Source organism: Bacteroides sp. AM37-9 (genome assembly GCF_003603455.1).
Classification (GTDB): domain Bacteria; phylum Bacteroidota; class Bacteroidia; order Bacteroidales; family Bacteroidaceae; genus Bacteroides; species Bacteroides xylanisolvens.
In genome coordinates, this window is sequence record NZ_QTNF01000018.1 from 42959 (window position 1) to 59107 (window position 16149).

Here is a 16149-nt window from a genome sequence, read left to right on the forward strand (position 1 = left end):
GTCCGGCGAAGTCATCCGTGCAAAGTTGGTTTTCCGGGTCCTGTCCAGACTAAATTGTCGTTTGTTAACTGATTGAAATACAGTAGAATATGTTCATATTGTATTGTCTTTGTGTTGTTGTGGCTATTAAATGAAGTACAAAATTCTAATTTATGAGCAGACTTTTAATAAATAAAAAGTTAATGGATAAATGTAGTGGTAGTCTAAGATGAGAAATGGACTAATCTGAAAAAATGAATATTTTTCCTCTCTCTCTTTTCATTTATCCATGTAATTTCTTTTATGACATAAAAACTAGCAGCATTTTAAGATATTAAAAATCAAATAGATTGAATAATTACTCTTGTTGAATGAATTCGACGTAAATAAAGCTTTCTGGAATGATTTATCTATCTTTTTATGCTATTTTGCAGAGAAATGTTATTGTGTGATAGCTTAAGGTAATAAGGAAAGTAGATGTTAGAACTCCATTCAGGAGTCCATAGTGTGGTTTATTTTAAACCAATAAGTAGTTTCTTTTAAAGGTAGGAGATGTTCCTTTTAAACCAACGACATGTTTCATTATATCAAAACTTGTTTTCGATAGTAGGAAAAAATACATGTTTATAAAGAATTATGCTATATATATTCAATAAAAGGAATATATATAATGTAAATGTGACTTTCTTTTTTCTATTTAGCAATTCAATAGAATCTTAATTCTTCTGCATATATGAAAAATAGAACATAATTTGAAATAACTAAGATGAAATATTTCAATCTTTACCTGGCAAGTTTAGCTCGAAGTTCTTTTAGTCTTTTTGCAGCCTGTAGATTATCAACCTTTATATATCTCATAAATGCAGATGGACTCTTATGCCCGGATATGCGCATAAGTTCTCCGGCAGGAAAGCCGGATAAGTACATATTTGTGCAAAACGATCGTCGGCAAGTATGAGAAGAGATCATCTCCCATTTTTCATAGACTCTCTTTTCCCGTTCTTTCCCTTTCTTGCGAACAACTTCGATCTTCTGTTTTAGTTTTGCCCTTCGCCCTAATTCTTTAACCCTTTCGTTGAATATATATCTAGGAATTTTAGGTAAATCATAGTTGTACTTCTTGAGTATTTCCGGTACATAATCGATCATAGGAATTATGACAGCTTTATGCACTTTTCTCTGTTTGAGATTTATAATCTCATTATCTAAGTCAATATGTTCGGGACTTAATGTTGAGAGATCACTATATCGTAGTCCTGTAAAACACCCAGTAATAAAAACATCTCTAATCTCTTCCAATTGCTTATCATCTGACAAGTCTAACTCGTGTATTGTTGAAAGTTCCTTTTCACTTAAATAAATAGCATCAGTTTCTTCTTCTACGACCTTAAAATGCTTCAAGTCAATTGGAGGAATAACTCCTTTATCTATTTGATAATTAACAAATCCCTTTAACAAACGTATAATTTTTCCTGCAGAATTAGTGAGCAAGCCAACACTCCCATCGGGCTTTATAACCTTATAAAATAAATAGTCCATGAATTCATTATAAAATATAAGATTCAAGTTATGAAAAGTAATTGGTTGCGATGAATGTTCTTTGAAAGCGATCAGATGTTTGCGAAGTGTTCGGTAGTCCTTTATTTGATCTGCAGAAACAACTGGAGCTTTTTCTGTAATATATCTTTCTAATGCGTCAAAGATATCTACCCGATTAGGACGTAACTCATATTCTCTATTCTTTTTTAGTTCAAGTAAAACAAAATCTACGGTTGGACTTATTCCGTTTATCTTAGCATATGTAAGAATTTCTCCAAGCTTGGATGTTATTCTAATCAGGCAGGCATCAATTTCATCATAGTTTGGACAAGCGCGCTTAATCCATCTCTTTTTAGAATCCCAGTGTTCCGGTTTAATACTGTATCCAGTAGAGATAAGCGTACGCTTAGTTCGATTGTAGTTATATCGAACATAAAGGACAGTAGTCCCCTCTCGAGTGACGTACCTAGGTTTAATATATGGAGTATATTTTGCGATAGTAAAATCTGTATTGCTTTCGTATTGCAAAGTTACAAAAGCTATCCGAAATGAGCAATATCTCATCGTTAAAAGCTAGAACCTCCAAAAACATTGTACTATCTTAATAAAAGTGGATAAATATTGCTCAAAAAGGAAAAAAACTACTCAAAGCACACTGTAAGAGACTTATTTTGCACTTTAAAAACACTCAAAATATGAAAAAAGAATAGATTTTGTCCTTTCTTGAACACAGATTTTCCTAATATTTAGCATTAATTCCATTATTTTGTAGTGTTGCAAATAAAATGCTATGGAAAAACAAATGGATTTGTATGACTCCTGGGTCCTACCTGAAACACACAATTCTATATAAACTTTTCCTCTAGCATTTATAAATATTCGACAGTACTGATTTTAATATATTATTTAGGTATAGCGATAAGAAAGGTAAGATTGCATTTAAAAGGTAATAGTAAGAAGGTAAAAAGAGAAATAAAAGAAAACGTAGGGTTTGTTTTTCTTTATAGGTAAACAAGATTGTAGATGGGTAACCTTAAAATTGTAGATTAATTAGAAAATATTTATGAAGAAACTACTAACAGTAATGGCCTTTTCGGTCGGTTTATTCGCAAATGCTCAAACCGGCAACTTATTTAAACCAGTAAAAGAGATAGCGCTACGTACTCCATCGGTACCTATCGTTGTTTCAGATCCTCACTTCTCTATCTGGTCTCCTTATGATAAATTAATGGAAGGAAGTACAGAACACTGGACTACAGCTAAGAAGCCATTAGTAGGGGCTTTACGCGTAGATGGTAAAGTGTATCGTTTCCTAGGTAAAGATCAAGTAGCTCTAATACCTATTGCTCCCATGACAAATGTGGAACGTTGGGAGGCTGCATATACTAATAGTCAACCAGCAAATGGATGGCAAGAATTCCAGTTTGATGATAGTAGTTGGAAAAAAGGTAAAGCAGCTTTCGGTAGCCGTGATATGCCACGTGTTCGCACAGAATGGAAAGGAGATAATACAGATATTTATATCCGCCGTACATTTGAAATAAATGATTTGGATTTAACAGAGAATATTTTTCTTATTTATTCTCATGACGATGTATTCGAATTATATTTAAATGGAGAAAAACTGGTTGCTACAGATCTCGTATGGAAGAATAATGTAAACCTAAAACTTTCAGATGAAGCCAAGAAAAAACTTCGTAATGGCAAAAATGTGATTGCAGCGCATTGTCATAACACAACTGGAGGATCTTATGTGGATTTTGGTTTATATCGTGAAAAGAAAAATGCAGTAACATTTGAAAATGAGGCTGTACAGAAATCGGTAGATGTACTAGCCACTTCCAGTTACTATACATTCACCTGCGGACCTGTCGAATTAGATGTTGTATTTACAGCGCCTCAATTGATAGATGACTTGGATTTGTTGTCAACTCCGATTAACTACATCTCCTATCGCGTGCGTCCTCTTGATAAAAAAGAGCATGATGTACAATTCTATATAGAAACGACTCCGGTATTAGCAGTGAATGAGACTACTCAGCCTACTATTGCACGTACATTATCGAAAAATGGTATTAGTTATGTAGAAGCTGGCACCATCAACCAGCCGATATGTGATCGTAAAGGTGATTTGATTTGTGCTGACTGGGGATATGTATATCTTGGTAGTGTAAATGGAGCAGGAAAATCTATAAGTTTGGGTGACTATAGCGGAATGAAGGAAGCTTTTGTTAAAAATGGGACTTTAGCTTCAAGTAAGACCAAATGGATTACTCGTCGGGAAGAAAATACTCCTGCAATGGCTTATGTACATAATTTTGGAACTGTTACCAAAGATGGTAAAGATGGTTTCTTGATGATCGGTTATGATGACATTTATTCCATTGAATATATGTATGAGAAACGTATGGGATATTGGAAGCATGATGGTAAAGTAACGATTTTTGATGCTTTCGAAAAACTAAGAGACAACTATCAATCCATCATGGAGCGTTGTCGTGCACTTGATGAGCTTATTTATAGCGATGCAGAAAAAGCAGGTGGTAAAAAATATGCAGAAATATGCTCTGCAGCCTATCGTCAAGTTATTTCTGCTCACAAACTATTTACAGACAAAGAGGGCAATCTGATGTGGTTCTCTAAAGAGAATAACAGTAATGGTTGTATCAATACAGTCGACCTGACCTATCCGTCTGCTCCCCTGTTTTTGGTCTATAATCCTGATTTACAAAAGGCAATGATGACTAGTATCTTTGAATATAGTGCTAGCGGTCGCTGGGATAAACCTTTCGCAGCACATGACCTTGGCACTTATCCAATAGCTAATGGACAAGTTTATGGTGGTGACATGCCGATTGAAGAAAGTGGTAATATGGTGATTCTAACTGCAGCTATTTCGAAAATTGAAGGTAATGCAGATTATGCTAAGAAATATTGGGACATTCTAACGACATGGACTAATTATTTAGTAGAGTATGGACAGGACCCGGAAAACCAACTTTGCACGGATGACTTCGCCGGACATTGGGCTCATAATGCCAATCTTTCAGTGAAAGCCATCATGGGAGTGGCCGGATACAGCGAAATGGCTCGGATGCTCGGATTAAATGATGTAGCAGACAAATATGCGGCTATAGCCAAGAAAATGGCGGTGAAATGGGAAGAAATGGCAAATGAAGGTAGTCATTATCGCCTGGCTTTTGACCGTAAAGATACTTGGAGCCAAAAATACAATATGGTTTGGGATAAGTTGTGGAATCTGAATTTATTTCCTAATAATGTAATCGGAAAAGAAATAAACTATTACTTGACCAAGCAGAATCCTTACGGGCTTCCTCTGGACTCTCGTAAAGAATACACAAAATCCGACTGGATCATGTGGACAGCAGCTATGTCATCAGATAAGGAAACTTTCCAGAAATTCTCTGATCCTGTCTATAAATATATCAATGAAACAGTCTCTCGTGTACCTATCAGTGACTGGCACCATACAGACAGCGGACGATGGGTTGGCTTTAGAGCTCGTTCGGTGATTGGAGGATACTGGATGAAGGTATTAATGGATAAAGTTCAGAATAATCAATAATTTAAATCTAGTGTATTATGAAATGTAAAACTATGAAACATGGGAGCATAGGGTTACAGTGTATGATGTTGGCATTCGTTTTTGCAGTCTGTTTTACTGGCTGCAAAGATAGCAAAGACGAGACATCAGCACCTTATGATCCGAATCAGCCAGTAGAGGTAACTGATTTCACACCCAAGTCGGGAGGTGGAAAGAAAAAGATGATTATCTATGGCAGTAATTTTGGCACAGATCCTTCTCTTGTTTCCGTTAAGGTAGGTGGAAAGGATGCGATTGTTATCAGTGCTAAAGGTACTAGCATTTATTGTTCTACACCGGAGAGTTGTTTTGAAGGAACTGTAGAAGTGAAAGTTGGTGAGCAAGTTGTGATATTGCCTGAAAAATACCAGTATGAACCACAATTGGTGGTGACAGACTTATGTGGTGATGTAGATGAATTGGGTCAGGGCGATATTGTAGAGACTGGACCGTTTGATAATTGCGGAAAGATTGATTATCCTTTTTGGTTTTCTTTCGATCCTCAACATACTAATATCCTATACTTGTCTCAAAATGATAATGAAAGACCTTTAAGGATACTGGATTTGGAAAAGAAAATGATCTACTCTAAAAAATTGAATGACATTAAACGTGCAACTACTATTACATGGACTAATGATGGTGATATGGTATTGGCTACTCCTCAGACTGGTAATTCTAAGAATAGAAACAACATTATCTTAAAGCGTGGAAGTAGTGTGGACGGACTAGATTTCAAAGAGTCTAGTTGGGTAGCTTTGACGCGTGGTAATGCTTGCAATGGCTCTATGGTCCTTCCGCAAACGGGAGAACTTTACTTCAATTATCGTGCAGAGGGTAAAGTGTACAGATATAATTTTGAAGAGAACGGTTATAATAACAATCCGGAAGTTCCTAAAGGAGAAGGGCTGGATGATCTTTTGGCATTTAGCGTACCTAACCAAACCGTTGACTTTAGTATGGTTCCTCATCCAACAGGTAAATATGTGTATATCATAATGCATGAATCGCATTATATACTTCGCTCCAATTATGATGATGAAACAAAAAAATTAGTGACGCCGTACATTGTGTGTGGACAATCCGGTCAGGCGGATTATAAAGATCTTGTTGGTATCAATGCACGTATCAATAGGCCCGGTCAAGGTGTTTTTGTTCTTAATGAGGAGTACAAGGCTGCCAATAAAGCTGATTGGTATGACTTTTATTTTGCAGATAGAGAGAATCATTGTATCCGAGTGTTGACTCCGGATGGAGTGGTTTCTACATTTGCCGGACGTGGTTCCGCTTCCTCAACCAGTTATAAATGGGGTAAGCAAAATGGGGAGGTGCGTGAAAGAGCACGTTTTAATCAACCGACAGCTTTAGCCTACGATGAGGCTACAAAGACTTTCTATGTAGGTGATTGGGGAAATCATAAGATTCGGAAGATTGCTAGGGAACAAGCCTCTGACGATTTAAGCATAGAAGCATCCGATGATAATCAGAACCAAGGAAATCAATAAAAAGAAGAACGCATGAGAATAAAAGAATTTATTACGATTTGTTTGTTGTTAGTCTCAGTTTCTCTCTTTGCACAAGAAAAAACGATTGAGGTGACAGGAGTCGTGACAGACATGAATAAAGAACCATTGGTAGGTGTTAATGTGACAGTGAAGGACAAACCGGGTTTAGGTGCAATAACAGATATCAACGGACGCTACAAGATTAAAACTGAGGAATTTTCTCGTTTGGTATTCTCGTATATTGGTTTCGATACGCAAGAGGTATTGGTGAAACGTCAGAATCTGGTTAATATATCAATGAAAGAATCGGAAGCTAAGGAAATCGATGAGGTTGTAATCACGGGAACTGGTGCACAGAAAAAGTTGACCGTGACTGGTGCCGTGACGAATGTAGATGTCGAGGTTTTGAAATCTAACCCTACAGCCAATCTTTCTAACGCACTGGCGGGAAATGTGTCGGGTGTGCTTGCTATGCAGACTTCCGGACAACCGGGTGTGAACACTTCTGAATTCTGGATTCGAGGTATCTCCACTTTTGGTGCCAATAGTGCTGCATTGGTGCTGGTTGATGGTTTTGAACGTGATTTGGATGAAATTAACATTGAAGATATTGAGTCTTTTACTGTATTGAAAGATGCTTCTACCACAGCAATTTACGGTTCTCGCGGTGCAAATGGTGTGGTTTTGATTACTACTAAACGTGGTAAGGAAGGTAAGATCAAAATCAATGCTAAGGTGGAAAGTTCTTATAATTCGCGCACCATCACACCCGAATTTGCGGATGGCTATAGTTATGCTATGCTGATGAATGAAGCGCGGATTACGCGTAATCAGGAGAGAATGTATCAGGATGATGAAATGGAAATCTTGCGATTGGGGCTTGATCAGGATTTGTATCCGAATGTGGACTGGATGGATGTGCTGATGAAGGATGGAGCCATGACTTATCGTGCCAATCTGAATATGAGTGGTGGTGGTAGCACGGCACGTTACTTCGTATCTCTCAGTTATATTAATGAGGAAGGTATGTATAAGACGGATGAGGCTATGCGCAAGGATTATAATACCAATCCCAGTAGCCAGCGTTGGAACTATCGTCTGAATACAGATATAGACATTACTAAAAGTACACTTGTTAAAGTGGGAGTATCTGGTTCTTTGAAAAAACGTAATGCACCGGGACAAGGTGCTAACGTATGGACTTCCTTAATGGGACAGAGCCCGATCAGTATTCCCGTCATGTACTCTAACGGTTATATTCCCTCACACGGAACGGACGATAATCGCAATAATCCTTGGGTGCTTGCTACACAGAGTGGTTATAAGGAAATCTGGAACAATAAAATTCAAACCAATATTTCTTTGGAGCAAAAGTTGGATTTCATCACGAAAGGTCTACGTTTTGAGGGACGTTTCGGGTTTGATACGAGTAACCAGAGCGAAATAAACCGCATCAGAATGCCGGAAACTTGGCGTGCTCAAAGGGACCGTGATGATGACGGGAATCTGGTTTTTAAGCAACAAAATGCTGAGAAACCTATGGAACAGACTAGTTCTTCGAGTGGTGAGCGTCGTGAATTCTTAGAAGCATTTTTACAATATAATCGGGCGTTCAAAGCACATCATGTGGGTGCAATATTGAAATATACTCAGGACGCTTACCGGACTACAGTTGATATTGGTACAGATGTAAAAAATGGTGTTGCCAAACGACACATGGGATTGGCGGGACGTGTCAACTACAACTGGAACTATCGTTATTTCGTAGATTTCAATTTCGGCTACAACGGTTCGGAGAATTTTGCAGACGGACATCGCTTTGGCTTTTTCCCGGCCTTTTCTTTGGCTTGGAACATAGCGGAAGAGAAATTGATAAAAAAACATCTGAAATGGATGAATATGTTTAAGTTGCGTTATTCATATGGTAAGGTTGGTAGTGATAAACTTAAAATAGGCGATACTGTACATCGTTTCCCCTATTTATATACTATCAAAGATGATGGAAATGGCTGGACTTGGAGTGATTATGGCTCTCCGGACAATGTCTATACAGGAATGCACTATACGCAATTAGCCTCCAACAATGTTACTTGGGAAATTGCAACCAAGCACGATGCCGGTGTGGACCTTTCTCTATTTAATGATAAGTTAACAGCTACTGTAGATTATTTCCATGAACAGCGCGACGGAATCTATATGGAACGTCAATATTTACCTGGTATTGTGGGCGTGAATAGTAATCCGAAAGCTAATGTAGGAAGTGTTCTGTCGAAAGGCTTTGACGGTAACTTTGCTTACAAACAGAAGATAGGAAAGGTTAATCTGACTGTTCGCGGTAATTTCACTTACAGCAAAAACGAAATTTTGGAGAAAGATGAAATGAATGCGGTTTACCCTTATCAAAAGGAGGCAGGTTACCGGGTGAATCAGGCAAAGGGACTAATTGCTTTGGGACTGTTCAAAGATTACGATGATATACGCAATAGTCCTCAGCAGACAGCATGGGGAAAAGTACAACCGGGTGACATCAAATATAAAGATGTCAATGGAGATGGCGTTGTTAATGACGGAGACAAAGTGGCTATTGGTGCGACAACCAAACCAAATTTAATTTATGGATTTGGTGTCTCTGCACAATGGAAAGGGTTCGATTTCAATGCACACTTCCAAGGGGCAGGCAAGTCTTCGTTTTTCATTAATGGTCCTACAGTATACGCTTTTAGTGGCAGTCAATGGGGAAATGTTCTGACAAATTTGGTGAAAAACCGCTATGTTGATGCGGAGACGGCAGCTACATTGGGCATTCCTGCTAATGAGAATCCAAATGCTTCGTATCCTCGGCTTAGTTATGGAGGGAACGATAATAACTATAGAGCTTCTACTTTCTGGCTCAGAGATGGCTCTTATTTACGTTTGAAGACATTGGAGGTAGGTTATACATTGCCTAAATCAATCGTGAACAAAATACGGTTTAATAAAATACGCGTATTTTTTATCGGTACAAACCTCTTGACGTTTGCTAAATTTAAAGAATGGGATCCGGAAATGGGAAGTACTAATGGAGAGAAGTATCCACTTGCCAAGACATTTACTTTGGGATTGACTGTGAATATCTAATTAAATACATGAAAAATGAGAAAGATATATAAACTGTGTATTGGTATTGCGTTGAGTGCGATTATTGTTGCTTGTGCGGATAAACTCGACTCTGATAAATATTTTAAAGACCGTCGTTCTTTGGAGGATGTATTTACTGATAAAGAAAATACAGAAGAATGGTTGGCGCATGCTTACTCCTTTTTAAATGGTTACAATTTGGAAGTATCTATGATGTTGAATACCATCACTAATTTTGCCGATGATATCTATTTTGGAGGTAATAGTCTTGCTGTGTATAAGGAGTTCAAGACTGGTACTTACGATGAAAGCTATCGGCATTCGTGGAGTGAAAGTTATAAAGGTATTCGTCAAGCATCTATCTTTATCCAGCATATTGATATGAACACGAAATTTACCGAAGAGGAGAGGGCCGATCTGAAGGCGCAGGCACGTTTTGTGCGTGCTTACTATTATTGGTTATTGTTGCGTAAATATGGTCCTGTGCCTTTGTTACCTGATGAAGGACTGGATTATACTGCCAGTTATGATGATTTGGCCATCCAACGTAGTTCGTATGATGAATGCGTAGAGTATATCGAATCGGAGATGCTCTTGGCTGCCAAAGATTTGCCTCTGAACCGAGCTCTTAATCAGGGCGCGCGTCCTACACGCGGAGCGGCATTGGCGGCTCGTGCCAGAGCGTTGTTGTATTCGGCAAGCCCTATTAATAACCCACGTCCGGGGGAGGCAGATAAGTTTTCGGATATGGTAGACTATGATGGAAATTGTCTGATGTCTCAAGAATATAATGAATATAAGTGGGCAAAGGCAGCAGCTGCGGCCAGAGATGTAATGGAACTTCCCGGGGAAAATAACGGACGTCGTTATGAGCTTTATCATAAGAAGGCTACTGACATTGCCGAACCTGGATATCCTGCTACCATTGCTCCTTATCAGGATGGTGATTTCTCGACAAAAACATGGAATGAAGGTGGTTATAGTGATATATATCCTTACGAATCTTACCGGTCGGTTTTCAACGGTGCGTTAGCGATGTATCAGAATCCGGAGCTGATTTTCAGCCGTGGACGTAACCAAGGGGGGAACAGTTTGGTTGAAATGGTGAAACTTCAAATGCCGAGAACATTAGGTAATGGAAGCAATGCTTATGGTATGACAATAAAGATGTGTGATGCTTACTATATGTATGATGGCTCGGAGTTTAACCGCCAAACCTTTTTGGATACCTGTCAGGTTGGAAATCGTTTTGTGACTAAAAAGGAAGGAGAAGCAGGAACATATCCTCATTTAAAGAAGGGGGTGTGGAAAGAGTATGCATGGCGTGAACCGCGTTTCTATGCTTCCGTTTCGTTCAATGGTTGCGTGTGGCCTTTACTAAAAAATGCAGAGACAGTTGATTATAAAAATGACGTTGAGAAACAAGTTAACTATTATTACGGTATCAATACGGACGGTTTCTCCGGTACTGGTGTCTATTTACGATCCGGGATTGGTATCATGAAATATGTGCATCCGGATGATACGAATCGTAAGGAAATCAAAGCGAAAGCGGAGCCTGCTATTCGTTTTGCCGAAATCCTGTTGATTTATGCTGAAGCACTGAATGAATTGGAAGACGGCTCTTCATACGACATTTCGTCATGGGATGGATCTACTACTTATTCTGTCAGCCGTGATATTAATGAAATGAAAAAAGGTATCAGACAAGTACGTCGCCGTGCAGGTGTGCCTGATTATACAATGGTAGAATACCAAGACCGGGATGTATTCCGTAAGAAATTGAAACGTGAACGTCAGATTGAACTTATGGCCGAGGGGCAGCGCTATTTTGATTTACGTAGATGGAAAGATGCAGAAGTGGAAGAGTCCAAGAAAAATTACGGATGTAATTTCTATATGTCGGACACAGAGGAGCAGAGAGAACAATTTTATACTCCGATTGAAATTGCAGACTTACCTACTGCTTTCTCGCGTAAACTCTATTTCTGGCCTATCAGCCATGATGAGTTGAAACGTAATAAACGGTTGACGCAGAATCCGGGATGGACGTACAATGATTAATCTCCTAATAAGAATATGATATGAAAAAAATATATATATGCTTAAGTTTATTGGCTGTCATCGTCTTGGGAACCGCTTGCAATAATGAGTGGGAAGATGAACAGTATGAACAATATGTGTCTTTCAAAGCGCCTATTGCTTCAGGAGGTGATGGTGTTACTACCATTTATGTAAGATATAAGGACAATGGAAAGGTGACTTATCAGCTACCTATCATTGTCAGTGGCTCTACAGTGAATGGACAAGATAGAGATATACGTATAGCAGTGGATAAGGATACGCTGGAAACACTGAATATTGAGCGTTTTAGTCTTTATCGTCCGGAATTGTGGTATACGGAAATGGAGGAAGATAAATACGAATTCCCCGAAACAGTACATATTCCTGCCGGTTCGTGTGTAGAGCAATTGAATATAGATTTTAGTTTACAAGGTATTGATATGTTGGAGAAATGGGTTTTACCATTGACCATTGTTGATGATGGAGCCTCTGATTATCAGAGTCATCCGCGTAAGAACTATGCAAAAGCTTTGTTGAAAGTGGTTCCTTTTAACGATTATTCCGGTTCGTACACGGCTTCTTCCATGAAAGTGTACACCTATATAAATGGCAAGCCTGACAACAACGCGAGAACGACGAACAAGCGTACAGGATATGTGATAGATAACAATTCCGTATTCTTTTATGCAGGCCTGATTAATGAGGATATGGATAAAGACATACGTAAGAAGTATAAAATTAATGTACATTTTAAAGAGGATGGAACATTGGATATGGAGCCGGACGATCCAACAAACGAGATGGAATTCAAACTGATAGGAACACCTATCTACAGTAGTACATCGATTATGGACGCTACCCGTCCTTACTTGGAACGCCGTTATGTTCAAATTATGTTTGAATACGATTTTCAAGATTTTACCTATGGTGGAAGTGGTACGGAAGTTATTCCTATCAAGTATAGAGTAGAAGGAAGCATGACGCTTCAACGGAATATCAATACGCAGATTCCGGATGAAGATCAACAGATTGAATGGTAATCTTATAAATGAGTAGAGGTAGGGAAGATATTAGGAATAGTGTCTTCCCTATTTTGTTTATATATGGGGTTAGATTAGCTGTTCCTCATCTCTGTTTACCTGTTTTTTTCCTTTATTGATTTGTATTTTTCCCTTTCTCTTAAAAAACTTCTCTACTTTTGCTACATAAGTCAGTCACACGAAACCGACAAAAAGCATAGTTAATTAAATCAGAATAATTATGAACATCAAAAAACATTTGCCTTGGTTGGGAGCTTTATTACCCGTGGCCAGTATGCAGGCAGAGACAAAACCCAATGTGGTCGTCATCTATGTAGATGATATGGGAATCGGAGATATCGGTTGTTATGGAGGTAAGTTTGTTTCTACTCCGAATATTGATAAGATAGCGCAGGACGGATTGTTATTCAATCAGTATTATTCATCCGCACCGGTCAGCTCACCTTCACGTTGCGGATTGACAACAGGCAAATTCCCGATTGAAGTAGGAATTAATACCTTTTTAAATAATAAAGCCAGCAACAAGAATTGTGAACAGCGTAACTTTTTGAGTGACAAGAATCCTTCCATGGCACGTGCTTTCCAAAGTGCAGGTTATGCCACCGGACACATAGGTAAATGGCACATGGGAGGCGGGCGCGACGTACACAATGCACCTTCTATTAAAAATTATGGTTTTGACGAATATATATCGACGTATGAAAGTCCGGACCCGGAACCGGCAATCACTGCTACGAACTGGATATGGTCGGCCAAAGACAGTGTAAAACGCTGGAGACGTACCGAGTACTTTGTAAATAAGAGCATCGACTTTGTCAAACGTCATAAAGACCAGCCTTTCTTTTTGAATCTCTGGCCGGATGATATGCATACCCCTTGGGTACCGGAATTTAAGCAAAAGGATAATAAAAGCTGGAATACGGAAGAAGCCTTCATCCCTGTTCTTGCTGAAATGGACAAACAGATCGGACGTTTTATCAAAGCATTGGATGAGTTGGGATTGTCGGAAAATACAATCGTGATTTTCACTAGTGACAACGGACCGGCACCCAGTTTCCAATCCGCTCGTGCTGCCTATTTAAGAGGAACGAAGAACAGCCTTTATGAAGGTGGAATTCGTATGCCGTTCCTTATAAAATACCCCAAGAAAATAAAGGCTGGACAAGTGAATAATGAGAGCGTACTGTGTGCAGTCGATTTATATCCCTCTTTATGTGCGATAGCCGGAATTGAAACAGAGAAAGGTTATCAGGGAGACGGACAAAATTATGATAAAGTTCTTTTGGGCAAATCGAAAGCTAAACGTAAAACGGATTTGATGTGGGATTTCGGTAGAAACCAATTCTTTAAGAAACCGGGAAATGCAAACGACAGAAGTCCTCATCTGGCTATACGCAGTGGCAACTGGAAGCTATTGATAAATAGCGATGGAAGCGATGCACAGCTGTACGATATTGAAAAAGACAAATTCGAGAAGAACGATGTGGCGCAGTCGCATCCGGAAGTCGTAGCTAAGTTGAGCAAAAAAGTATGTAAATGGTTTGAGGAAAACAAAGACAAAGGAAAAGAGTAATACAGTGAAAAACAAATTATAAACCAATATTAAACTTATGAATTCTAAATTATTACTATTACCGACCGCCTTGATGGTTGCTGGCCATTCTGCAGCAGAGGCGAAAGGCAAGAAATCGGACAAACGTCCTAATATCTTGGTAATTCTTGCAGATGACCTTGGCTATTCCGATCTGGGATGCTATGGTAGCGAGATTCATACTCCTAATTTGGATAAACTGGCACAAGAAGGAGTACGCTTTAATCATTTCTATAATGCAAGTCGTAGTTGCCCGACTCGTGCTTCCCTGTTGACGGGACTTTACCAGCACCAAGCCGGAATCGGACGAATGACCTTTGATGCTCACTTGCCGGGCTATCGCGGAACACTCTCACGCAATGCCGTTACCATTGCCGAGGTGTTGAAAGAAGCAGGATATACCACCAGTATGGTTGGAAAATGGCATGTTGCAGAGACTCCACTCCGTAAAGACCAACGCGAATGGTTGGCACACCGTGTCTTCCATGATACATTCTCTGATTTATGTCATTATCCCGTCAATCGTGGGTTTGATTCTCACTATGGAGTAATTTATGGAGTGGTGGATTACTTTGATCCGTTCAGTCTGGTAGAAGGTGAAGTGCCTATAAAGGAAGTACCCAAAGGATATTATATAACCCAAGCTCTTTCTGACCGCGCTGTGCAGGAAGTGGAAGAATATGCAAAGGATGACAAACCATTTTTTATGTACTTGGCTTATACTGCACCGCATTGGCCGCTGCATGCACTTCCTGAAGATATTGAGAAATATAAGGATACTTATAAAGTAGGTTGGGAAGCTATCCGTAATGCCCGCTACGAACGTCAGAAGCAGTTGGGTATTTTCCCGGGAATGGATAACTTTTTGTCCGAACGTCAGTTTCATGACAAATGGGAAGACAATCCACATGCAGAATGGGATGCCCGTGCGATGGCCGTTCACGCTGCAATGATCGACCGTGTAGATCAGGGTATTGGACAAATTATCGAGGCTTTGAAAAAGACCGGACAGCTTGATAATACACTGATTCTTTTCTTGTCTGATAATGGTTGCAGTAACGAAGACTGCCAGAACATGTCTGGTGGAGAGAACGACCGTCCGGATATGACTCGTGATGGAAAGAAAATCATTTACCCGCGTAATAAACAAGTATTGCCTGGACCACAGACTACATACGCTTCATTGGGAGCCCGTTGGTCTAATGTAGCGAATACTCCATTCCGCTTTTGGAAAGCTAAATCTTATGAGGGAGGTATTTGTACTCCGATGATTGCTCACTGGCCGAAAGGAATTAAAAAGAACGTGGGTGGCATGACATCTGAAATAGGGCACGTGATGGACATCATGGCTACTTGTGTCGATTTAGCGGATGCTGAATATCCAACTACCTATAAAGGACATGATATTCTTCCAATGGAAGGAAAGAGCTTACTTCCTATCTTCAAAACCGGACATCGCAAGGGACACGACTATCTGGGCTTTGAACACTTCAACGAACGTGCTTTCCTTTCCAATGATGGCTGGAAATTGGTTCGCCCGAAAAATAACTCTCAATGGGAATTGTACAATCTGAATGAAGACCGGAGCGAGCAACACGATTTGGCTGCTAAATATCCGGAGAAAGTGGCAGAAATGTCAAAAGCCTACGAAGCATGGGCTAAGCGTTGCATGGTAGAACCTTACCCGGGACAGAAAAAGAAATAACTGTC

Annotated in this window: 8 protein-coding genes; 7 read left to right on the forward strand and 1 reads right to left on the reverse strand. The window is 39.4% G+C overall.

From position 1 onward, the window contains the following. Positions 1-762: 762 nt before the first annotated feature. Positions 763-2046: a site-specific integrase gene (locus DW862_RS13955; RefSeq protein ID WP_117685409.1), complete on the reverse strand. Its 1284-nt coding sequence runs from the start codon at positions 2044-2046 to the stop codon at positions 763-765. A 535-nt stretch (positions 2047-2581) separates the two neighbouring features. Between DW862_RS13955 and DW862_RS13960 the strand changes: the two genes are divergently transcribed. The 7 genes from DW862_RS13960 to DW862_RS13990 all read left to right on the forward strand — a co-directional run bounded on the left by DW862_RS13960 (position 2582) and on the right by DW862_RS13990 (position 16144). Next, the gene (locus tag DW862_RS13960) at positions 2582-5104 is read left to right on the forward strand and encodes a glutaminase family protein (RefSeq protein ID WP_120068848.1); all 2523 of its coding nucleotides are present in this window, start codon (positions 2582-2584) and stop codon (positions 5102-5104) included. Positions 5105-5121: 17 nt separating this feature from the next. Next, positions 5122-6627: an IPT/TIG domain-containing protein gene (locus DW862_RS13965; RefSeq protein WP_008024180.1), complete on the forward strand. Its 1506-nt coding sequence runs from the start codon at positions 5122-5124 to the stop codon at positions 6625-6627. A 12-nt stretch (positions 6628-6639) separates the two neighbouring features. Continuing rightward, positions 6640-9744, forward strand: coding sequence for a TonB-dependent receptor (locus tag DW862_RS13970; protein WP_074638155.1), 3105 nt, complete (start codon positions 6640-6642; stop codon positions 9742-9744). A 15-nt stretch (positions 9745-9759) separates the two neighbouring features. After that, a complete protein-coding gene (locus tag DW862_RS13975) occupies positions 9760-11808 on the forward strand; it encodes a RagB/SusD family nutrient uptake outer membrane protein (RefSeq protein ID WP_120068852.1) in 2049 nt (682 codons plus the stop codon). 20 nt (positions 11809-11828) lie between these two features. Continuing rightward, positions 11829-12848 (forward strand): DUF4973 domain-containing protein, encoded by a 1020-nt coding sequence (locus tag DW862_RS13980; RefSeq protein WP_008024185.1) that lies wholly within the window; start codon positions 11829-11831, stop codon positions 12846-12848. A gap of 220 nt (positions 12849-13068) precedes the next feature. After that, a complete protein-coding gene (locus DW862_RS13985) occupies positions 13069-14421 on the forward strand; it encodes a sulfatase (RefSeq protein WP_117811486.1) in 1353 nt (450 codons plus the stop codon). A 37-nt stretch (positions 14422-14458) separates the two neighbouring features. Next, positions 14459-16144 carry an arylsulfatase gene (locus DW862_RS13990; RefSeq protein WP_004322425.1) on the forward strand — a complete coding sequence of 562 codons (1686 nt, stop codon included), beginning with the start codon at positions 14459-14461 and terminating at the stop codon, positions 16142-16144. The last annotated feature ends 5 nt before the right edge of the window (positions 16145-16149 follow it).

Coding starts and splice junctions, on each gene's coding strand:
- DW862_RS13960 (WP_120068848.1), top strand. CDS start 2,582: ATGAAGAAACTACTAACAGTAATGGCCTTTTCGGTCGGTTTATTCGCA.
- DW862_RS13965 (WP_008024180.1), top strand. CDS start 5,122: ATGAAATGTAAAACTATGAAACATGGGAGCATAGGGTTACAGTGTATG.
- DW862_RS13970 (WP_074638155.1), top strand. CDS start 6,640: ATGAGAATAAAAGAATTTATTACGATTTGTTTGTTGTTAGTCTCAGTT.
- DW862_RS13975 (WP_120068852.1), top strand. CDS start 9,760: ATGAGAAAGATATATAAACTGTGTATTGGTATTGCGTTGAGTGCGATT.
- DW862_RS13980 (WP_008024185.1), top strand. CDS start 11,829: ATGAAAAAAATATATATATGCTTAAGTTTATTGGCTGTCATCGTCTTG.
- DW862_RS13985 (WP_117811486.1), top strand. CDS start 13,069: ATGAACATCAAAAAACATTTGCCTTGGTTGGGAGCTTTATTACCCGTG.
- DW862_RS13990 (WP_004322425.1), top strand. CDS start 14,459: ATGAATTCTAAATTATTACTATTACCGACCGCCTTGATGGTTGCTGGC.